Origin of the sequence: Pseudoalteromonas sp. K222D, from assembly GCF_017653575.1 — a bacterium.
GTDB classification, from domain to species: domain Bacteria; phylum Pseudomonadota; class Gammaproteobacteria; order Enterobacterales; family Alteromonadaceae; genus Pseudoalteromonas; species Pseudoalteromonas nigrifaciens.
Map to the genome: position 1 here is coordinate 1 of NZ_JAGGDL010000042.1, position 22,681 is coordinate 22,681.

Consider the following 22,681-nt stretch of genomic DNA (forward strand, 5'->3'; position numbering starts at 1 on the left):
TTTACTGAGGTCTACTGACAGACAAAAAAGTGATCGGCTTGAATGGTATTGAGCGATCGGCATCATGGTATTACGCACGAGAAAAGCAAAAGGTTTCTCGCAAGAGAGGTTGGCCTTAAATGCTAAAATTGATAGGAGCTATATGGGAAAAATTAAACAACGGAAATTCTACTGCCAGCCTCCATTAAAAATGGGGGGATTACCAATACACCTTAGACACCCTATACCAGTTAGCAGCTGCCATCGAGTATGATCCAAAATCCCTTCTCTTTTAATAGCAAATAACACAACTATATGACTTTTTTCTTAGGCTCGATAAATAATTTGATACTTATTACTCAGACCGGTTCATTATAGTCAAGTTGAATATCGGCCTTTAATAAAGCACTTTCAAGAATAGTCATGCCTTTCGCGAGCCGCGGGTTTGTATCAAGCATCTCTTGATGTTTCAGAGATATTGATAACGCACTATTTAGCAACATATCTAGTTGAGATTCTTTGATAATACGCTCTATAGTTTTTATATACCTCCTAGTTGTCTCAACACTAACATGCCCGAGATGTCCCTGAAGCATAATATGTGCATCGGCAATTAACATCAAGTTTGTATGGTTGAAACCAGTTAATAACCCATTGTTTTTTATGTATCGATAGAGCATTTGAGTCACCCCAGTATGCCGTAACATGTGTGGGTGTGCTCTGATATTTAACCTTTCAGCGCATTCTTGCATAACTTTTTGGTAACTTCTTACAGATACAGGTGTACCATTTTCAAGCAACCAAGTTGGCATATCATCTATACTATAATTACTGTTAATAGCGTGTTTAGTCTCGCAATAAACCTCTTGATATCTCTTTAAGCGTTGATAATAGTCTGGGCCAGTTAAAGGCTTTTCATATATATCGTAGAATACTTCCATCATAACAACTGGAACGAGTAGGCTTTTCGTTTTACCCCCTTTAGCAAGGTATCGAAGTTTTTGAGATGTAATTTCATCACGCTTCATCTCTTTATAGCTTAACCATTTTGGATTACGCTTATTTGGCCCAAGTGGGAAACAATCAACAAGTGCTGAAACGCGAAGACACGTAACTAATTCTGTATACGCCATCACCGCATAAACCGCGTCTACTTTAAACATTTCGGCGTAAAGTAACCAAAACTGCTCAATACTAAGAATACTGTCTTTGTAATCGTCCTGATACTCTTTCCAGTTAGCGTCTATAGCGGTTTCTTGTTCTCCTATCCGTTCTCTGCGATAACTCGTGTGTGATAGAAAATTATTGTCTTGGTCTTCGTAAATAGAAACTTCTTTCACATCTGGCATAAGCATTTCATGATCGACGCCTTGCAATGTAAGAAAAAGATAGAACTGCCGCCAAGCTTTTACGTATTGTTCAATACTCTCGCCTCGCCAGGCGCCCTCATGATGCATTGCTTGAATCAACGGCTCCATATTGCATTCAAATGTAGCCGCAAGATAATGTGTTCCTATGGTTCCATCAATTTGAGTTTGTTCTGACAATCGATTAATTAAGTAACAGATCCGTTGTATGGCGTCGACGACAGTTTTTTTGCCGCTTTTGCGAGTTAGTTTAGAGTCTATTAATCCTGGATATTGATGTTTGTAGATTGCATAACGCAATATCAACGTATCTGGCATATTTGTTTTAATATCAAACACAATGGGATACTCAAGTTCTTTCGAATGTAATATATTTACTCCCATGTTTTAACCGGAAACTATTGCAAGACGTTTAAAAGTCAAACGCGATAGCATTTCAGAAAGTTCTAAATTCAAATGATCCAGAATTATCTTAAATTGGCGTAAATGCTTTATCTTAACTTTATTCATCTAAGCTCCTTACTATAATCATTTCATCTAGGTCTTCATGTAATAAATTAGGTATTTCTAACTCGTTCGCTTTTTTGAAAATTTGAGCGCTACGCATCTGCTTTGTTGGCTCCCGACGATTATTGCGACTTTGAAGTACTGATTTAGGTGTATCGAAAACTACTGCACAAATTCGAGTATCTTTGGTTCTATATTTATTAATATGAGATATCCACTTCAATCGGCTTAATAGTGTCAGGTTGGTAGCATCAATGATTACAGAATGTAAGTCAGGATAAAAGTTTGAATGATCTTTCGACCAGAATGTTTTCCCTGCGCATGGAGCTCCAATAAGTATATAAATACGCATTGGCAATGCACGTTGCAAAACCTGTGTTAATTCTTTCGTCGCACGCTTCCACGCTTCCAGCCTAATGATTTCGTCATCAAACATATACTTTCCATTTTTCCATAGATAAGTGTCCGGTGAAATAATTCGCACATCGCCAAATATGCCTACTTTTGAATTCAAATTTACACCCGTAGAATGCAATACATCAACAATTTGATTACTCTGTATGCGAGCTTTCTTCTTAAGTATAGAATTGTGATTTTGATATTCAGCTACCAGTTTTTGCTGCTCAATCATTGTGGTAGCAATCTGGTTTCGCTGTTCTTCCGCTTGACTAAGCTTATTTCGAAGTTGGTTGACTAGCGTATCGCTGCAAAAACTATCAAAGTTATCTTGAAAATTCTGAATAGCAATCCGGACCACTTGGTATTTGGCAGATGCCGACTTATCTTTTAATTTGTCTTTCACATAAAAGTAGGTTCGATTTACTCTTGCATCTTTAAGTACTTTTGCAGCACTAGCGTCAGTTTTAATGCCACTAGAAATGGCCTTCGTCTTCAATATAGCGAAAGCTGCTTCAAGATCTGTTATCCGCTCATCATGAGTCCGCCTATCACGCTTAGCTATAGTCTGTTTAGACAGTAAAGAAAGTTCATTACTTGACATCAAAATAGCCCGCTGGTCGATTGTCGGAATACAGTTCAAACAGAGCAGAACCATATTTTTTCCGGAACAGCTCTGCTTCATTGAGCATGTCATTTGACATTACGATTGGGTAATAAGTATCAATGAAATGAGTAGCGTCTTCTGTCATTTTATGTTTTTTATCAGTACATTTTCTTAAAACATTGGTATACCAATCAAACTGCTCAAGCAGTGGCAATGAATGCATTTTTGTAGCTAGAGCATCAGCACAATCGATACCGATACACTGAGATGGGTTCGGCAATCTTGGTAGAGCACTGAACATAGCTCTGCTTACACCCAACTTTTCTCTTTCCAACCTATTTGTATTTATTGAACAAGGGCTGTCTTTGGAATGATTGGTAGCTCGCATACAGATGACTGCCATTGGCGTAAGTAAAGTATTCGTCTGTTCATTCTGGATGTCACATAATATTATTTCGGCGAGTACTTGAATTAATTTTTTGTGTACGTCCACTTCCGATAAATTTTTGCTTTCAACTTTGATCTTTTGTTCTAAATGAGATGCTCCTTTCAATAATTCAGTCGACTTTGGTCCAGCAATTTCTTTGTTAGCTATCGAAACAGCTATATCGTGTGAGATTTGTGAATGCATACTCTCTAACATCTTTTTACGCTGTTTCTGTACCAGAACGTTGTGTCTTATGTATTGGTCAGCCATCAACATATTACTATGTCCAAATAGTTTCTTTAAAATCAAAATTGATAACGTGCTATTTGTTCCAATATATCCAGCAAGCGTTGCTCTAATGCAGTGGCATGTTCCTTCTTCATCTTCTTCACTAATAGTTTCAAGCTTGATATTAAATCGCTTTGCAAAAGCACTTAGTCGTCTATTTATAGTGTTGCCGACTCGACATAGGTTGTCATTATTGTTATGAGGTCCATGTGCAAAGGAGAATAGTCTATTCTGCACGAGAAAATTACTATCCTTGGAATAATTAAGCAGCTTCAGTAATTTTATCGCCTGAATACATGGCTCACCAATAGGAATGTAAATAGTATTCCTAGTTTTCTTTATTTGACACTCGAGAAACCATATTTTGTATTGTTTACTATATTTTAAGCAATCAGTCTTTAGATTTCTAAGATCAACGTTTCTTAGTCCAGTTGACAATAAAACCACCCATAGCGCTCCGCTCTGGGCTATCGAAAAAAGCTCTGTAAACCATTCCGCATTAATTGACTTATCGTACCAATCAAACTCACTTTCCCTCAAATAGTCTTCTTGTTTATGATTTAGTTCCACTAAGAAATTTTGTTCTTTATAAAGTAGTTTTTGAAAGCATTCATCACGTGTAAAGAAAGTATTCAGGTTAGTATAATTCCGTCCTTTTAAATATTTTAACCTAAGTCTTTTAATCAAGGTTAGAAACGCTACTATCGGTAAACTCTTGTCTTCGTTAGAAAGCTCAATTCCGTGTTCTGGTGAAACGCTAATTCCTTGATAAAGTTTGGATGCACTCTTCACAATTCCAGATATCGTTTCTTCAGAAAATGAAGAATATGGTTTTCTATTACTTACTACTTTATTTTCAATAGTATTGCACGAATTTGTCCACGTTTTTGATGTGACACCCTCGTGTGTCCACGGTGTCAAAAATCCCGACAAGAAGATCTGCAAATCTTCAAATTCTTGGGCTTTTTCTAGCGTACTCAAAGCACTAGTATAATTATCACTTACTTTGTCTATTGATTTATTAGTTATCATCAAATACAAATCGTGCACACCAAGCTCAGCCAATGATACCCATGGCGCGTTTTTCTCTGCACTCAATATAGGATTTGGTAAACCAAGTAACTGAGGGCAAAATGAAGTAATCAAATAAGTAACTTTTCCGCGGACTGTACCGTGGCTGTAATCAAGAACTTTCATACAATAAACTATAAAAATTTTTAAAAGTACTATTAGCGGTAACGCAGATTGGTGCTTGTAAAGAGATTCAAAGATAAAAGGCTTTGAAAAATAATCTTCTGTTGGGATCAGCCATGTTTTGTCCTCAAACTTAGAACTCGTTATTGATGAAATATCCATTTTTTCATATTTGTCAATCAGTAAAGATAACATCTCCCATTGCTTTTTACCTATATCAAAACGACTTTCGTTAGGCGCTTCAATCACAATTTCTTGTGTTTCATTTTTATACATATTGCGCCTCACAGTATTGGGGGTAACATTGGTTGGTCTTTTGATTCTGCAGATCTTGCTAGCAGAAAACCTTGGTCTACTATAAGATCTCCATCTGGGTGGTCGTTACGAAATTTTTCTAGACAATCAATAGCTATTGCTTTTCTATCGGCTATTATTTCATTAGTTGGAGAGGGCATATTTTCATATTGTAGTATTCTGAAACATATCCTAGGGATATGCTCTGCAAAAACAACGCTACGCTCACAACCTAAGCAGAGGTCATAAAGTTTACACTTTCCTGCAATAGGAATATCGTGTGTTGGTTTTAGAGGGTCTTTGCAATCACAAAGATATACCGGAACATTTTCTAACGATTTATCATTCGTGTGTCCAATACTCCCCTTGAACTCCAAGGCTTCTTCGAACATTTTATTTGTTAAAGCAAGAACAGCACTGCTGTACACAAAGTTACCAACACCTGTTTTTAAAATATAATTACACATAGTAGTATCAAAGTTATTATGATTTAGTGCGTCTCTCAACTTACGGGCGAGATCGGCGGCGTTCGACGTTGAATCAAGTAACTGCACTAAACTTGTAGCTGCATATACTTTCCTGACTTTTCTAGAATCTATATATGTTAATTGTTTTATGTTTTCGTCATAAATTGGAAATCGCTTACAGAAGGCAAATATGTCTGAACTAATATTATTCGTGCCAATAAAATATTCCGAATTGTTGTCAGAGAAAACAGATTCCCATAAATCTAACACCTCATAGATAAAAGAGTTAACGGGGACTCGTAAATCAATACTTTTAGTTACTACCCCCTTCGTCTTTTTACCAGTTACTCTTAATACTGTTTGACTGAGTATTTTTTTCGTATCAACACCCAGCTTGATATCTGTGCGATTTTTCCAGTGCAACAAATCATACTGTCGCAATAGAGATGTAATCGGTTGTCTATTAGAACCAGTCTGACAAATTAACAATAGAATTATAGCGGCCTCATTGGACGGGAAAGTTAACAAATAAGTTCTTTTGAATTCAATATAACCTTCCATATCCTCTCGTTCGTAGAGAGCCGAAACATATGCCACAAAATCGTCTTTTAACTCTTTATTAATTCCATTTCTATCTAGCTTTTTAATTATATGGCTAAAGAAATAGTTTCTGGCGTACAATTTCTGCTTAGAAAACGGAGTATTGAATTTAATAGACTTAGCGAACACCAAGAAATTTTGATGTAAAAGTATCAATGCCTCATTCTTTTGGGTTTTGTATAGTTCAATTATTCTATACAACGCGGAACTCTCAATCGGCTTTTTGTGATTTTCAAATTCTTGTGCCGAAATAAGATAACCTCTTTCTTCTAATTCATGTTCATCAACACTTACAAGCCAACCCCAACGTTCTTTTATAAAATTAAATTGATAGGTCGCATAACCCAATAACTGCATTAAAACTGAATCGTCATAAGTGTTACTCTCGAAGATATTTTCAACAATGGCGCCGAAGCTTTTTTTATCAGTTGTTTTTCTAATACTTATTGATCTTGGAAAATTAAAGGGAAAAATATAGCGTAAAGTACTCGCTTCCGTGTTCGCTAATCGCTGCTTTTTAAATTCTACTATTTTAAATTCATCAATTTCAGAGATACTGCTAATATTAAAATGTTGAATACAAAACGTAATAAATTTTGAAAGGGTATCATATGTAGAATTTAATTTTTTCCTGCTTGATACAGAAGATACTGCCCATTTTGAAAATAATGTTGCAGTTATTTCTCGCAAATTTCTATGCGGATCTGTTTGATTTTCAATCATCCAAAATTTTGTAGTACTTCCTTTCATTAATAATAGGGACTCTCGCTTGCATTGCTTCGGAGTGTCATTATTTCTTTCAAACCATATTTTAACTGTGCTAAAACCTTTTTCTTGTTTGCAATCAACAATTATATACGGTGAATACTTTACTATCGGCTTTGCTTCTTTGCGTATTGGTCTAGCTCGGGTTCCCCCAAGTCGATTCTTTATTGTCTTTGCCATCTGCTTTTTTCATTGTGGGTTATAGTAAAAAGATAAATATCATAACAGAACTAATATCTTCCAATAGTAACCTATTTTGAGTATTTACGTATTTGAATTCACTATCCGCAAATTCAAATGCAAGCCTCGGTAACTGGCATTAATACCATTAGGCATTACAACCCAATAAAGCAGTCGGAAGATCAAGACCCAACAGGCGCGTTTATTAAAAAGTGGTGCCCCGAACTTGAAAAACTCCCTATTGAATATTTACACCAGCCTTGGGAGCAAACTCCTATGGAAGCGCTATTTAACGATTTTAAGCTAGGGGAAGATTACCCCGAGCCCATGCTTGATTTAACAGCAGCCTCAAAAGCAGCGCGCGAACGTTTATGGCAATACCGCGAGCGAGCAGATGTTAAACGCGCCATAGGAAGTATTCTTAGAAGGCACGTAGCAATTACACCAATAACAAGCCAAGTAAAAAATAAAACCACTAACGATGGCTCATAAAAAGCAAAGCTTACCTCAAAAAACATGCCCCATTTGCAATAAACATTTTACGTGGCGTAAAAAATGGCAACGCGACGGGGACAATGTTATTTACTGCTCAAAGCGCTGTAAGTGCAATAAGCAATAATAGCTGGCGCTCATCTTGCACTAACCTTATAAATACAACGCTTTTTAGCTATTTTGTGATTATTTTTGCAAATAACACTCACCTAGTATGAAAAGCTTACCGCCAATGCAATAAGGAGAAGATGATGACAATTAAAAAATCTGCAAACTCAAAATGGTCTGGTGATATTAAAACAGGTAAAGGGAGTATTTCTACGCAAAGTGGCGCGCTTAATAATCAACCCTACGGATTTAATACCCGCTTTGAAGATAAACCCGGCTCAAACCCTGAAGAATTAGTAGCTGCGGCGCACAGTGCATGCTTTAGTATGGCATTATCGCTAGCATTAGGTGAAGCAGGGTTTACCGCCGACAACATTGATACCAAAGCGGTAGTTAGCTTAGATGAAGTAGACGATGGTTTTGCTGTTACCCACATTGCGCTTGAAGTTAATGCTAAAATTGCTGATATTGCAAACGAGCAGTTTCAAGCTTTATGCGATCAAACCAAAAAAGGCTGCCCTATTTCTAAACTAATGAATGCTGAAATATCACTCAAGGCTGAGCTGAACTAACTATTGTAAATACATTATTAAAACGCCGCATTTATTTGCGGCGCTATATTACATGCGTTTAGTTACATATTACCTAGCTCTATCATCATCGCGGTGTACATGCGCAAGTTAAGCTTTAGCTGCTCAAGGGTAATAAACTCATGCTCAGAGTGTCCGGTGTAACGCTTACCTGGCATTGATGGGCCAAACGATACCGCATTATCAAATAACTTAGCGTTAGTACCGCCGCCAATAGAGATAAAGCCGGCTTGTTGATCACCCGTAAAGTGCTTAAAAATATCAAGTAATTTTTGCGCATGCGGCGCGCCATCAAGTAGCATAGGCGTACCAATAATAGTTTTAACATCATTTAGTGTTACATTGTTAGTGGCTTGCCATTTTGCTAGTGCACTGTCTATTTGCTGCTTTAACACCAACTCTTCTTTGCCCATAGGACGGCGCGCATTTACACTAAGCGTTAGGGCATTTCCCTCTCGTTCAATCACAGTAGGTGCCACTGTCATTGGCCCCATAAAATCATGTTTATAGGCAATATCGCCAAACTGTTTGCCATGAATATCTAAACCAATCAGCTGATTTACAAAGTTAATTAACTGCCCATCGCTATTATTTTCAAGCACTAGAGCTTTAAATATTTCGGCTAAATAAGCAATTGCGTTAACACCCGACTCTGGCTCTGATGAATGCGCCGATACGCCTTTTACACTAATTGCGACAGCAGTATCGCTTTGCTGAGCAAAGTTAAACTCTACTTGCTTAAGCGTACTGGCTTTGGCTTTTAATTGAGTAAGTAACTTAGCATCGGCATTATGCAGTACTAGGCTGGCGTCTTCTGGTATTTGGCTTACAAATGCACCACCTGCAACATCACTAACATAAACGCCTGTTTTTGCCGAGGTAGCATTGAACGTTGGCGCAATTAAACTCCAACCTTTTTCAGCCACCACTACCGGGTATGACGCATCAATTGTTACTGCGTACTTTGGCTGCTCATAGGTTTTCATAAACTCAGTAAGCGGGCCCCAATCAGACTCCTCAGCAAGGTAAATCATTAACTCAATACGGTTATTAAGCGTTATGCCTTTATCTTTAATGGCTTTCATGGCGTAAAGCGCTGTCGCTATTGCGCCTTTATCGTCTTCGGTACCGCGGCCAATTAAGCGCCCAGGCTCTGATGTTGTATCAATAATAAATGGGCTTTGCTGCCACTTACTCGCATTAGCTGGTTGCACGTCGCCGTGTGTTACTACGGTTACTTTATCGCTTTGTTCCCCAAGTCCAATTAATACTGTGTAGCCTAAATCCTGATAATCTAAACCCAGCTCGGCCGCTTTCATTTTGAGTAAGGCTTTAAAACCAATAAAATCGGGTTTTTTTGGTGCGCTAATATCGCTTTTATTCACAGTAGGAAATGATACTAAATTGGTTAGTGTATGTACCTGGGCGCTTTGGTAGGTATTTACGGCATAATTGGCAACACTATCAATATTTTTATTTAACTGTGCTTGGGCACTAAACGCAAATAATGCAACACTGGCTAACGCTAACTTTTTCAAAACAATTCCCATTTAATTAACCACTAAGAAACATAATTATAACCTTGTGCATCTCACACAAACAGCGCTTTGCGGTAAAATCACATAACAATCAGTGCAATTAGTTAAATATTTATATAGTTGCTTTTATACTTGGTGCTATATAATGCTCGCCTTAAAATTATGAGTATTAAACATGAACCGTCGCAAAAAAATCGTTACTAAATTTCAAAAGAAAGACAAGCGCACCAATGCCAAATTACATAAAAGCAAAAAGCCAGGTTATGTATCAAAAGCTGAGCGCGAAAAACTTGAAAAACTTACTGACGAAAAAGTAGAACAAACAACTGAGCAAACCGCTGAACCTGAAGCTGAGCAACAATAAGCGCTTTTAGGCGCTTATTGCTTTAAGTTTTTACGGATCTATTGTGGTAAAAGTAGCGTATCGCTCAATAACCTACTACCACAGTGGTAACTATTAATTTAAAAGCCATAGTAAATTTATATAGCCTTTCTATTTACCGTTTCAACCTTAAAACGCGTAGCTTAATGCTAAATTTAATGATCTTCCTTGTCCTGCTAATTGTGTAAAGCCGGTTGCGTTATCTTGTTTAAACCCCGCAATGCTAACCCCACCTAATGGTAGTTGGTAATACTGATCAAATAAATTTGTTACCTCAACACTTAGCGTAAATGCATCCCACACAGCTTTAGAACTTAAATTAACTAAATGATAGCTATCGGTTTGGTTTTCAAAGCGGTTGTTATCTACTCTCGTTTTAGTATCGACCCATTGCCATAAAAGTGAGTTTTCAACATTACCAATTTGCTGGCTAATACCAAGCTGGGTTTGCAATGGTTTAATTTGATAAAGCGGCTGAGTGCTAGAGTTACCGTCGCGTTTGCCACGGGTGTTAGTTATATTTGCTTTTAACTGCCACTGACCTAACTGTTCAGATTGATAAATACTGGCACTTAAATCTACTTTAGCGCCATATAAAATGGCGTCTACATTAGTAAACTGCAAAATATTGCGACTATTACCGTCAATGCCTGAACTATTAAAGTTCCTTACTATGTCAGCATCAATATAATCACTCACATCGGTATACCAAATATTAGTGCTTACACGCCAGCTGTCGTCTTTTGCCAATTTAGTATAAGTAGCACTCATTGTATGTGCGGTTTCAACGCCAAGATCTGGGGTGCCAATATAACCATTACCATCGCCGTACCAGCCAATCATGGTGGTTGCCATATTGCTAACCCCCCAACTGTATCGCTCGTATAAGTTTGGCGCGCGATTTTTACGAGCAATACCAAGTTGCAGTTCATCAACGTTAGTTATTTGGTAATTAATTAATACGTTTGCATCAACTACAGTATCGGTTTTATTTCTACTCCCTGCATTAAACGTATTTGCTGCCATAGCGTCACTTGGCCCTATATGCATACCGCCCATGTGCATACCTGTGTTATATGCCTGTACTTCACTTACTTGGGTATTTATATTTTCAATACGCACACCCGTGTTTAACCATAGTTTTTTACTATTTTGGCTTTCATATTCTGCAACAAGTGCAATGCGTTCACGCTTTCCATTATTAATATTTTTATAGTCGTTTGGCCCCATCATGGCCGAGCCTGTAATACTTGGCCACCAATCATCAATACTATAATGGTAATATTCTTGAGCTAGCAATATGCTGCTATCGTTATCTAAATTTATACGCCATTTTAACTGGCTGCTTATATCTTCTGCGTCGGTTTTCATTGGCATCATGCCGATTTTTTCTGCGCTAAAAAATCCCATATCGTGTTTTACGCTATGCCAATTTACTTGTCCTGCAAACTCGCTGCTCGCAAATGCTCGTTTGTATTGCGCTGTAACCCCGTAACTGGTGTTATCTGTCATATCCATATACTGATTAGCAAAGCCTTGATACGGAATTTTTTGATGACTAAGCTTAACTACAACCTGCTGTTTATCGTCGCGTATAGCTGCGGTTAAACTGTGATTTTGGGCGCGATACAACGTATCAAGCACTACATCGCCGTTCCCGTCTTCATAGCTGTTTGCATCACTAAACGAGCCCTGATAATTAACGCTAAGTGTATTACTTGCTAAACGTGCACCTACTCCAAAATTACGACCATTGTCAGCAGTGCTGTACTTTGCCGATACATAACCAGAATGCCATGCTAAATCGCTATTTTGAGTGTATTGCGGTGCAATAGAGTTAACACTTATTACACCTGCTATATTATCGCCACCTGCACTTACCGGTGATACACCGGCAACCACATGATAAGACGTAACTTGGTTCGCCGAAATGTAAGACAACGGCGGATTCATTTGATTAGCGCATGCCGCCGTTATTTCTGCGCCATCAACTAATACTTTTACTCTGTCGCCCATTAAACCATTTAAAATAGGTAAATTAGATACGCCACCAGCAGCTGAAAAATCGACACCTAAATCACTTAATAGCGACTCTGTAGAGCCAAGTGCTAAATGTTTATTTTGAGCATCCCCATGTACTTCAATCACTTCTAAAGATGTATCGTCGGCAAATACTAAAGGAGATAGCACACTACTAATAAAAAGTGCAACAGGGGTAAGTAGGTATATTTTTTGAGTTTTACTTTGATAAACCATTGTTAATTTATGCCACTGTAATAATTGGCGTAATTATATAATGAGCTGTAAAAACAAAAGCGCGACATATTGTCGCACTTTATCAATTTAGAATGTTATTAAGCGTGTTTGAGCACTTAAGAGGCGGCTTTAAACGTAAAAATTATGTAATTGATTAACTAAACATTCAATTTAGATACCGTTTGAGAAACAATATCTGCCCCAAAGCCAATCTCTTTAATAACCTCGGACACACTCATAATAAGCTCTCTTCCTTGTTCTGATGAATCTGAAACTGATGTTATTTGTTTTGATATATTGTTAGTTAACTCTTGATTGTTTTTAACAACCGTTGCTATTTCATTAGTTGATCTACTAGTGCTTGCTGCAAGTTGCCTTACTTCATCAGCCACTACAGCAAAACCTCGCCCGTATTCACCTGCACGCGCCGCTTCTATTGCCGCATTAAGTGCTAGTAAATTGGTTTGATCAGCAATGCTATTAATTGTAGAAACAATGGCACCTATTACAGCTGACTGCTCATTAAGATTTTTTATTAAATCTACCGATTTAAGTACTTGGCTTACGATTTCGTCGGAATTCACAACAGATTTTTGTAATATCTCAGAGCCTTTTTTAGCTGTTTGCACTGTAGCAACTGCCGACTCATAGGCTATCGCAGCAGCTTGCGTTACCGCACTATTATTTTTAACTCGAGCTGTAATGTTTGACGCAAATTTAACTATTTTAGTTACTCTGCCTTTGTTATCTAAAATTGGATTGTAGGTTGCTTCTAGCCAAATTTCTGAACCATCAGCACTAATACGCTTAAACTTTCCTGACTTAAACTGCCCTTGTGCTAACTCACCCCAAAAGTGAGGGTTTTCCTCATAAAATGCTTCAGTACAAAACATCTTATGATGTTTACCTATTATGCGGTTTAAGCTATAGCCTATTGTTGCTAAAAAGTTTTGATTTGCATTTAAAATATTACCTTCGGGAGTAAATTCGATGGTAGCTAACGCTTTATCTAGTGCACTGGCAATAGCTTCTTGCGACTCTCTTTGTATATAGCTAGTGGTAATATCTGAGGCTATTTTAATAACCTTGGTTACAACACCGTTATTCTTTACTGGAAAATAGGTTGCCTCAAGCCAAAGCTTATCACCATTAGCTTTGTACCTTAAAAAAGCGCCTGCTTTAGAATTACCCGCCTTTAATTCTTGCCAAAATCGGCTATATTCAGTTGAGCTTGCATAATCGCTCTCGCAAAACATACTATGATGCTTACCAATTATTTGCTCTTTTCTGTACCCAATCGTTGTTAAAAACAACTGATTCACGTCTAATATTATTCCTTCAGGTGTAAATTCTATATAAGCAACATGCTCATTAATTGCCGATAAAACAGACTGTTTTTGAATTAATTGAAGCTCCATTTCTTCAATTTTTGCGTTCATTTTAGAAATGCCAAACATGTAAAATCTCAAAGAATAAATCAGCATTAATATTAACAATATTAATGAGATAGAAACACAATTTATGAGCGTTTTTTTATTTTACACACACTAATCAATGCTTTTTTCTAGTTAAAATATTAAAAACCAACCAAAAACAACTAGGCCGCACTTATCTGTCGAGATTGAATTTTAAACAGCTCATTTGTATCTCAGGTAAGGTAGGGGTTATGTATATCACTCCTATAAATAAGCGACAACTATGTATAACCAAAAGCGCAGCAGCTTTGCATATGTAGCCAGTAAAATAATGCAGGAGCAGTTATAACTCACAAAATTACAAACCTTACACTGCGATAAAATGGTTTCTTGATAAAAATTTAATCCTAAAAGACTAATACGCTCTTGTTTATGCATGACTCTGTACTTTTTTTAACTTAGAATGGCGCCCTCACAAATTACCCTCTCACATCAAAATTTAAGCATACACATTATATTTTCTATTCAGAATTTATTATGCATTTACATTTTTAAAATTAAACCTTAAGGGCTCATATATGACCGCAGATGTAGCGCCGCCATCTAATCAACTTAACCGAACAGCTATATTAATCGTGCTTGCGCTCGGTACTTTTATTTTAGGGTTATCTGAATTTTCGATGATGCCTATGCTGCCACTGATCAGTGAAACTTTTGGCTCAACGCCTTCGCAAAGTGGCTACGCTATAAGCGCTTATGCTTTAGGTGTTGTTGTTGGTGCGCCCATTTTAATGTTAACTACTGCAAACATGAGAAAACGCAAAGCGTTGCTTATATTTTTAAGCTTAATGTGTATTTCTAATAGCTTAAGCGCTTTTGCAACGTCACTTGAGCAATTGGTATTGTTTCGCTTTTTAAGTGGCTTGCCCCATGGTGCTTATTTTGGTGCAGCTATTTTATTAGCCTCTGAAATTGCCCCTGCAGGTAAGCGTGCAAGCTTTATGTCGAAAGTTTTTATGGGTTTGACCATTGCCACCATTGTTGGCGTACCTGTGGTAACTTTAGTAGGGCAAAACTTAAGCTGGCGTTACTGCTTAGCCGGTGCAGGTGTTTTAGCTTTTATTGCTTTTATTTTTGTATATAAAGTTGTGCCAAATATTGAAAACACTAAACCATCTAATTTACTTAATGAGTTTGGAGTATTAAAAAACAAGCTGGTTTGGTCTATTTTGGGGATTGTAATTATTGGTTTTGGTGGGGTATTTTGTATTTATACCTATGTTGCCGATACTATTTTAGAAGTAACCGAAACAGCGCCCTACACCATTTCGATTGCTATGGTGATGTTTGGTATTGGCTCAACATTAGGCAATTATGTATTAGGTAAAGCGGCAGATAAATCTGCAATTAAAACAACTGGCTTAGTACTGGTTTGCACTATTGTATTTGCCTTTGCTTATGTAACCGCAAGCTATAACATTTGGCTGCTTTATGGGGTTATATTTTTTATTGGCTGCAGTTTAGGTTTAGCAACGCTAGTACAAACCTTACTAATGGATGTGTCTCCTAATGGGCATGCCATGATAGGCGCGTTAGTACAGTGTGCTTTTAATGTTGCTAATGCAATTGGCCCTTGGGTTGGAGGCATTGCAATTGCGCAAGGTGCCGCGCCAAATCAAACAGGCTATGTTGCCGCTGCTCTTTTTGTTGGTGGGTTTATTATGTGGTTACTTAGCTACTTACAAATGAGCAATAAATCGTTTGTAGCAAAAGAGGCTTAATAGTTAACTAAAAAGAGCCGCTAATTTGCGGCTCTTTTTATTTTTAATTACTAAGTGTAATTAAACACTTAACGATGCCATATCAATAACAAAACGATAACGAACGTCAGACTTTTCCATTCGCTCATAAGCTGTATTTATTTCATCAATATTGATCATTTCACATTCGGGTAATACATTATGCTCGCCACAAAAATCAAGCATTTGCTGCGTTTGTGCAATACCACCAATAAGTGAGCCTGCAATACGGCGACGCCCCATTAATAATGGCACTGTGCTTAGCTCATCAACCGGGCCAACCTGACCAACAATAACCAGCGTACCATCAATATCTAGCAGTGGTGTGTAAATAGATAGGTCATGCTTTACCGGTACGGTATCAATAATAACGTCGAAGGCTGACTGCGCACTTTTCATTGCATCATCGTTTGACGACACTAAATAATGCTGGGCACCTAGTTTAACCGCATCGTCTTTTTTAGACTCACTACGGCCAACTACCGTAACGCTTGCGCCCATAGCAACAGCGTTTTTAACCGCCATATGGCCAAGACCACCTAAACCAACTACAGCAACACGACTGCCTTTTTTAACGCCCCACTTATGTAATGGCGAGTAGGTAGTAATGCCTGCACACAACAGCGGTGCAACACGCGACAGCTCTAAGTTTTTAGGTACTGAGAGTACGAACTCTTCACGCACTACAACATGTTTAGCATACCCACCTTGGGTCATATCGCCGTTAACACGATCTGTTCCTGCATATGTGCCTACCATGCCTTCACGGCAAAACTGCTCTTCGTTATTATCGCACTGATCGCAATTTTTACATGAGTCGACCATACAGCCAACAGCAACCGTATCGCCTTGCTTATATTTTGTAACGTCGCTACCTACCGACATAACCTTACCAACAATTTCGTGTCCGGGTACTAACGGGTAGCGACTACCACCCCAATCATTACGTACCGCGTGTAAGTCTGAATGACAAACTCCACAGTATAATATTTCAATTTCTACATCGTTATCTCGTAAATCGCGGCGCTCAAAAGAAAACTCGGTGAGTTCTGAACCTTGGCTTTTTGCTGCATATCCTACTGTTTTCATAATAACTCCATAGTATGTTAAAAATATAAATACCAAATAAGTATACTTGCTTAGCTGTGAACACTAACTGATGATAAAAAACCCAAGCCGTACGCTTGGGTTCCATTTGATTGTTGGTAACTTAATTGTTAGTAACTTAACATTTAGGTTTGCCCTAATTATTTTGCCAGTACCGCGTTTAATTCATCTACAAATGTATGAATACGCTCTGCATTTTTACCTAAATCACTGCGACCAATACGCGACTTACTACGAATATCAATAAAACGCTGAGAGCCTTCATCTTTAATACGCACCACTATATCGTCTTTAAAACCAAACCAGGTGGTTGTCTCGGTTGCTTCAACAATCCCTTGACTGGCATCGCTATTAACTAACTCCCAACCCAAATTTTTAATCGCTTGCACTGTAGCCACTACTAGCTCACTTTTTGGGTAAGCATAATTAAGGGTAGTCAGTTCTGGGTAAGCTTTAAGCTGTTGCGCAGCCGTTTCTGCTCCGGCATAGGTCACTGGGTTTGGCGCATCGGCACGCAGTGGTGCAATAGCTACAAACTTTGGTGGATTAACTACATCTGTCGAAATATCATGAATTGGCGGCACACTTTTCGCTTTATCCATCATATTAAGTGGCATAAAAATAGCAATACCCGCAAATACAACGGCCACTATAGTACTACTTACAGTGGCTGTTTTACGCATAAATATGACCTGCACTAAAAGTAATACAAGCGCAGCTCCCCCCACGTAAACACCAAACCTAAATCCAGCAAACGCAGTGCCTAATTCAACAACGCCAAATTTATATAATGGCCCGGGCAATACAACCATTAAAAAGGCGATTAAACTCACCAAACTTACTAAAACTTTCATTAATTTACTCCATTACATGAATTTTTTATTCGCAAACAGTTTTATACTGTTTGCGATGGAATTTGGGTTACATTAATAACGAATTAAACCATAAAATCTAATGTCGACTGATTAAAGTATCTTAAGTTTGGAAATATATCACCTAATTCTGATGCAGGAACACCAAACCACTTAGCTAGTGTGGCAAAATATTGCTCATTTGCAACACTTGGTATTAATCGCCCTCGGCCGGTATCTTGTGGTCCGCCTAAATGTTGAGTTAATAACTCCCCATATATATTGGCGCCTTTAACTGCGCCTCCCATAACGATTTGGTTTCCTGCCCAACCATGATCCGTACCATCGCCATTAGATGTTAGCGTACGGCCAAAGTCCGACATAGTAAACGACGTTACTTTGTCAGCCATATTCAGCTCATTCATCGCACTATTAAACTCGTTAAGTCCTTGTGCTAGTGTGCTAAGCAATGCAGGGTGAGTATTCAATTGATTATCGTGTGTATCAAACCCTCCCATAGAAACAAAAAACACTTGGCGCTGCGTACTTAACTTTGCTTGCACACTAATCGCCTTAGCTACCGCAGCTAGTTGCTTCGACAACCCTGTATCGCTAAATGAGGTAATAAGTTCAGGGGCGGCTTCAAGCGCACTATTCATTGTTTGGGTATTTCTAATCGCTGAATTAAAACTATTAGCGTAAGCACCCGTTAATGGATGATTCGTATTACCCATTATACGGTTCATAATATTGGTTACATGCTCAGTTCTTGGCTGATAACCGCCAAAAGCGTTTACTTTACTGATACCGCTTTTATTAAGCGAAAATGCCTTAGTTTGCGCGCCTGTTTGCCAAAGATTGGTGCCATCGAGCGATATGTTTGCAGCAAACTGATCTTGCTGATTTAAGCGCTCTAGCAAACGCGCTCCCCAACCATTATTTAGCGATTCCTTTTCACGACCATACATCCACGCTGCTTGTTGATTGTTATGTGAAAACAAGTGTTGAGGCAGCGGTACTGCTTTATTTTTATAATCGTCAAGCGTGGTTGGTGCAAGCAAAGTACCTACTCCGCCAACAAATGCCAAGTTAGCCGAATCAAACACACTTTGCATGGGTGCAAGCGCAGGGTGCAGCCCTACACCACCAGCAAACGACGAATTAGTATTAAGCGCAATAGGCGAAGCAACCGCCAAGTTTTGCCTGCTTTTTTCATACAAATTTCGTTGCTCGCCCTCTAACGGCATTAGCATATTTAGTGAATCGTTACCGCCATATAAAAATATACATACTAGGGCTTTATAATCACCCAATTCAATAGCATTTGTTGAACCCGTTAATGCTTGAAGTTGTAAGCTGGTTAGCGCAGCTGCCGACACCCCGCCTTTTAAACATAATGACAAAAATTGCCTTCTATTTATGCTCATTATGCCTCTCCTAATACTGCAAATTAAATTCAGGTGAAATAGCAATCATATAAAGTAAATATGATACCCGCTGACGATCTTGATTATCAATAAAATAGGCACTTAAATCGAGTAACGCCTGGCGTGTTTCGTGGCTCATTGAACCGGCAAAATACAACACATTGTACTGATCAAGTAACGACCCTATACCATAATTTTTTAGATGGTTCATATCGTTTTTAATATAGACGTATAGTAATTTTGGACTTAAAGATGCTTTTCCTTCAGCCGCATTCCACACTAAATCTGCAAAGTGCTTATTCATTATGCCAATTATTGTAGAGTCATTTGCTATTTGTAACTCTGGAGCAACTAAGCCATCACTACGTAAATAAACAGGTTGGTAATCGGGCCTGTAAAAGTTAAATACTGAGGGCGACTTCATTGGCCCCTGTCCATAGGTATTGTATAAACCCCACGTGTTGTAATAACCGTTACCGGTTTTAGCATCTAGATTTCGCCAAAACTGTATTGTGGTTATCAGTGGCTCTTTTAGTTTCCCTTGATAATTTAAAACACTGCCAAAATGGCGTGCCTCATCATCTAAATAAATAGCCTTTATTACCGCGGCTAAATCTCCTCGTACTCCAGCGCCATTATCATTAAAAACACGAGCAACACGGGTAACATATTGCGGTGTTGGGTTTGAGGTAATTAAACGCTGTATGAGTTGTTTACTAATAAATGGCGCTACATTATTGTGATTAAATAGGTTATCGAGCGCTATTTGCAGTGTTTCTTCTGGTCCGTAGCCCTCGGGGATAATTTCGCCATTTAACAATGTTTTTTGTTTACTAGAGTGATACTCGCTAAACGCTTTCATTGGATTTACATAATCACGTTTTTTTTTCTTAAAAGTTTCACTAGCTGCAAATGTCCACCCAGTAAAAACGCGCGCAAATCCTTCTATTTGAGCCTGACCGTAGGTGGCAATTGTATTACCTTGCGCATCAAGCTTTGGAGTAGCGTCTAAATTTAACTCTTCAAGGCCTATTGTAAATAACTGCATTACTTCGCGGGCGTAGTTTTCATCTGGGCGAATATTAAGCTCATCATTTGCCTTTTCATTCCCTAAATGGCTTAAAAAAGTACCCATAATTGGCGACAGCGTTACGTCTTCTAGTAGCTCTCTATAGTTACCAAAAGCATGTTTAAGCAAAATATCGTAGTAAGTGATCATGCCCTCGGGCTGATTACCTACATTACTACTTGCATCCGATACAACCAATATTTGACTCAATGCAAAGGCAACACGCTGGCGTAGTTGATCGTCGCTATGCAACACCCCCTTCCACCACGCATCAATCCTATTAATATACTGAAATTTGTTTTCATCAGGGCTTTTCACTAAATAACCACGATGGTAGTTAATTGGTAACGCCATTTGTTGCTCAAGCCACTGCTGTTCGCTTAACCCTTGAGCTTGGCGTATTTCACTTAATGTGGGGCCCATACTGCCTTGCTGTAATATACGTGCTGCAGCAGTTTCATCCATACTATTACGCGCAACAAAACTCACAGTTTTAACGTTGGTAGCCCCTTCATTATCGGTTGCCGTTACGCTAAAAGCGTACTCCATTGCTGCATGGCTTTGCGCATCTGGTAAAGTAATAGTGATACTACTGGCATTTACAGGTGCATTAAGTACTTTAAGCCCCGCAGTTTGTTCCCACACAACACTACTGATAACGCCATCGGCATCGTCAACTGTTGCATTTAAATCAATAGTTTGACCTTTAACTATATCGTTTTTGATATTGGTTATTGATAGGGAGGGGATTTTATTTGTGCTTATAACTGGTGTCTCATCTGAGCCAGAGCCACCGCAAGCACTGATAAACAAAGCAGAGCTTGCTAGTAAAAAAGTTCTATAGTACATGTAAGTTTGTTCTCACCTTTAATTAAAGCACAACAGTGCTTACTGCAATTAACACATCAATTGAAACATAAAAATTACATACTTACTCTTTATTTTTTGTAACCGAAACTTGACTAATTAGCAAAAATGCACAAACTACGGGGGTTAAACTAGCCAGAGCTTTATTATTTATGAAAACAGAAATTAGCTATCGTTTTGAATCTTCTCAAGTTGCCAACCGATTTATACATCTACTTAAAAATTGGCCCATTAATGATGTAAAAACAAAATTATTTAATGGCGGCAATTGCGTAAAGGTTAATTATGACTATGACGAGAGTGGTTTTGACTACACAGTTGCAGAGCTTGACGATTTAGCCGAAACACACGGCGGTAAAGAAATTTAAAAACAATGCTTATATATTTTGAAGTGTTTTTGGCTGGATCTACTTTTTTTAAAACTGATGGATTGTTGATTAGTAACTATAAATTAAACAAAAAAAGCACTATGGTTTAATTAAACCATAGTGCTGCTGTTTATCGTTATTTATCGAAATGAATAACAGTGCGAATACTTTCGCCTCTGCGCATTAAATCGAACGATTCGTTAATATCTTCAAGTCCCATTGTATGGGTAATAAAGTCACTTAACTTAAATTCACCCGCTAAATAACGTTCTACATAATCAGGTAATTCGCTGCGACCTTTAACCCCACCAAATGCTGAACCTCTCCATACTCTACCCGTTACCAATTGGAACGGACGGGTTGAAATTTCTTGCCCCGCACCAGCAACACCAATAACCACAGACTCGCCCCAGCCTTTATGGCAGCACTCTAGCGCAGAGCGCATTAGGTTAACATTACCAATACACTCAAACGAGTAATCAACACCGCCATCGGTCAACTCTACAATTACATCTTGAATTGGTTTGTCGTAGTCTTTAGGGTTAATAAAGTCGGTAGCGCCTAGTTTTTTTGCTAATTCAAACTTACTTTCGTTAATATCTATAGCAATAATTCGGCTCGCTTTAGCCATAGTTGCGCCAATAACTGCCGACAAGCCTATGCCACCAAGGCCAAATATAGCTACTGTTGCGCCTTCTTCAACTTTTGCAGTATTCATTACCGCGCCCATACCGGTTGTAACACCACAGCCTAATAAACACACCTCTTCTAATGGTGCAGATTTATTAACTTTTGCTAACGAAATTTCTGGTAATACCGTGTATTCAGAGAAAGTTGAACAACCCATATAATGAAAAATTGGCTGTCCGTCTTTGTAAAAACGAGTGGTGCCATCAGGCATTAAGCCTTTACCTTGAGTTTCACGAATTTTTTGACACAAGTTAGTTTTACCCGATAAACAAAACTTACACTCGCCACACTCTGGTGTATATAAAGGAATAACGTGATCCCCAACTTTTACACTCGTTACGCCCTCGCCAACTTGCTCAACGATACCACCGCCTTCGTGGCCTAAAATAACCGGAAAAATCCCTTCAGGATCATCGCCAGATAAAGTAAAAGCATCGGTATGACAAACTCCAGAGGCAATAACTTTAACTAATACTTCGCCCTTGCGCGGCAGCATTACGTCAATTTCTTCGATAGATAAAGGCTGTTTTGGACCCCATGCTATAGCGGCTTTCGATTTTATAAACTTATCTGACATCTCGTTCTCTCTTAATTAATAAATTATTTAATATAAATGAACGTAAACACGTATTTTAGTTTAGTTCAGTTACC

At 38.3% G+C, this 22,681-nt stretch carries 17 protein-coding genes and 1 pseudogene; 6 read left to right on the plus strand and 12 right to left on the minus strand.

Features of this window, described 5'->3' with window-relative positions:
- Positions 1–338 precede the first annotated feature (338 nt).
- The 4 genes from J5X91_RS15440 to J5X91_RS15455 all read right to left on the minus strand — a co-directional run bounded on the left by J5X91_RS15440 (position 339) and on the right by J5X91_RS15455 (position 7,071).
- Positions 339–1,730, minus strand: a complete 1,392-nt coding sequence (locus J5X91_RS15440; protein ID WP_208835179.1) for a site-specific integrase — start codon at positions 1,728–1,730, stop codon at positions 339–341.
- 118 nt (positions 1,731–1,848) lie between these two features.
- Positions 1,849–2,853 carry a hypothetical protein gene (locus tag J5X91_RS15445; protein ID WP_208835180.1) on the minus strand — a complete coding sequence of 335 codons (1,005 nt, stop codon included), beginning with the start codon at positions 2,851–2,853 and terminating at the stop codon, positions 1,849–1,851.
- The gene (locus J5X91_RS15450) at positions 2,843–5,041 is read right to left on the minus strand and encodes a tyrosine-type recombinase/integrase (protein ID WP_208835181.1); all 2,199 of its coding nucleotides are present in this window, start codon (positions 5,039–5,041) and stop codon (positions 2,843–2,845) included. The genes J5X91_RS15445 and J5X91_RS15450 overlap by 11 nt, the downstream gene beginning before the upstream one ends.
- 8 nt (positions 5,042–5,049) lie before the next feature.
- A complete protein-coding gene (locus J5X91_RS15455; protein ID WP_208835182.1) occupies positions 5,050–7,071 on the minus strand; it encodes a hypothetical protein in 2,022 nt (673 codons plus the stop codon).
- A 96-nt stretch (positions 7,072–7,167) separates the two neighbouring features.
- On the opposite strand from J5X91_RS15455, the pseudogene J5X91_RS15460 reads away from it, so the two are divergent.
- From J5X91_RS15460 to J5X91_RS15470, 3 genes and pseudogenes are all read left to right on the plus strand, one after another.
- Positions 7,168–7,563, plus strand: a pseudogene (locus J5X91_RS15460) (FAD-binding domain-containing protein); the annotation flags it as partial.
- Positions 7,553–7,690, plus strand: coding sequence for a DUF2256 domain-containing protein (locus tag J5X91_RS15465; protein WP_193038701.1), 138 nt, complete (start codon positions 7,553–7,555; stop codon positions 7,688–7,690). The pseudogene J5X91_RS15460 and the gene J5X91_RS15465, both read left to right, overlap by 11 nt.
- Positions 7,691–7,814: 124 nt before the next feature.
- The gene (locus tag J5X91_RS15470) at positions 7,815–8,243 is read left to right on the plus strand and encodes an OsmC family protein (RefSeq protein ID WP_089368627.1); all 429 of its coding nucleotides are present in this window, start codon (positions 7,815–7,817) and stop codon (positions 8,241–8,243) included.
- Positions 8,244–8,305: 62 nt separating this feature from the next.
- Here J5X91_RS15470 and J5X91_RS15475 read toward each other — a convergent pair whose 3' ends face one another.
- Positions 8,306–9,799 (minus strand): dipeptidase, encoded by a 1,494-nt coding sequence (locus J5X91_RS15475; protein ID WP_208835183.1) that lies wholly within the window; start codon positions 9,797–9,799, stop codon positions 8,306–8,308.
- 175 nt (positions 9,800–9,974) lie between these two features.
- On the opposite strand from J5X91_RS15475, the gene J5X91_RS15480 reads away from it, so the two are divergent.
- The gene (locus J5X91_RS15480) at positions 9,975–10,163 is read left to right on the plus strand and encodes a DUF2986 domain-containing protein (RefSeq protein WP_011328862.1); all 189 of its coding nucleotides are present in this window, start codon (positions 9,975–9,977) and stop codon (positions 10,161–10,163) included.
- 147 nt (positions 10,164–10,310) lie between these two features.
- On the opposite strand, the gene J5X91_RS15485 is transcribed toward J5X91_RS15480, so the two are convergent.
- Positions 10,311–12,437, minus strand: coding sequence for a TonB-dependent receptor plug domain-containing protein (locus J5X91_RS15485; protein WP_208835184.1), 2,127 nt, complete (start codon positions 12,435–12,437; stop codon positions 10,311–10,313).
- Positions 12,438–12,595: 158 nt separating this feature from the next.
- Positions 12,596–13,894, minus strand: a complete 1,299-nt coding sequence (locus tag J5X91_RS15490) for a PAS domain-containing methyl-accepting chemotaxis protein (RefSeq protein WP_208835185.1) — start codon at positions 13,892–13,894, stop codon at positions 12,596–12,598.
- Positions 13,895–14,430: 536 nt separating this feature from the next.
- Between J5X91_RS15490 and J5X91_RS15495 the strand changes: the two genes are divergently transcribed.
- Positions 14,431–15,633 carry an MFS transporter gene (locus J5X91_RS15495; RefSeq protein ID WP_208835186.1) on the plus strand — a complete coding sequence of 401 codons (1,203 nt, stop codon included), beginning with the start codon at positions 14,431–14,433 and terminating at the stop codon, positions 15,631–15,633.
- Between the two features lie 60 nt (positions 15,634–15,693).
- Here J5X91_RS15495 and J5X91_RS15500 read toward each other — a convergent pair whose 3' ends face one another.
- The 4 genes from J5X91_RS15500 to J5X91_RS15515 form a co-directional block, all read right to left on the minus strand.
- The gene (locus J5X91_RS15500; protein WP_192532122.1) at positions 15,694–16,740 is read right to left on the minus strand and encodes an NAD(P)-dependent alcohol dehydrogenase; all 1,047 of its coding nucleotides are present in this window, start codon (positions 16,738–16,740) and stop codon (positions 15,694–15,696) included.
- A gap of 158 nt (positions 16,741–16,898) precedes the next feature.
- Entirely contained in the window at positions 16,899–17,612 is a 714-nt protein-coding gene (locus J5X91_RS15505; RefSeq protein ID WP_208835187.1) for a DUF1499 domain-containing protein, read from the minus strand.
- An 83-nt stretch (positions 17,613–17,695) separates the two neighbouring features.
- Positions 17,696–19,036: a DUF1501 domain-containing protein gene (locus J5X91_RS15510; protein WP_089368631.1), complete on the minus strand. Its 1,341-nt coding sequence runs from the start codon at positions 19,034–19,036 to the stop codon at positions 17,696–17,698.
- 10 nt (positions 19,037–19,046) lie between these two features.
- Positions 19,047–20,954 carry a DUF1800 domain-containing protein gene (locus tag J5X91_RS15515; protein WP_208835188.1) on the minus strand — a complete coding sequence of 636 codons (1,908 nt, stop codon included), beginning with the start codon at positions 20,952–20,954 and terminating at the stop codon, positions 19,047–19,049.
- A 170-nt stretch (positions 20,955–21,124) separates the two neighbouring features.
- Between J5X91_RS15515 and J5X91_RS15520 the strand changes: the two genes are divergently transcribed.
- Positions 21,125–21,340: a hypothetical protein gene (locus tag J5X91_RS15520; RefSeq protein WP_011328869.1), complete on the plus strand. Its 216-nt coding sequence runs from the start codon at positions 21,125–21,127 to the stop codon at positions 21,338–21,340.
- Positions 21,341–21,476: 136 nt separating this feature from the next.
- Here the strand turns inward: J5X91_RS15520 and J5X91_RS15525 are convergent, their stop codons facing one another.
- A complete protein-coding gene (locus J5X91_RS15525; protein WP_011328870.1) occupies positions 21,477–22,607 on the minus strand; it encodes an S-(hydroxymethyl)glutathione dehydrogenase/class III alcohol dehydrogenase in 1,131 nt (376 codons plus the stop codon).
- Positions 22,608–22,681: the final 74 nt, after the last annotated feature.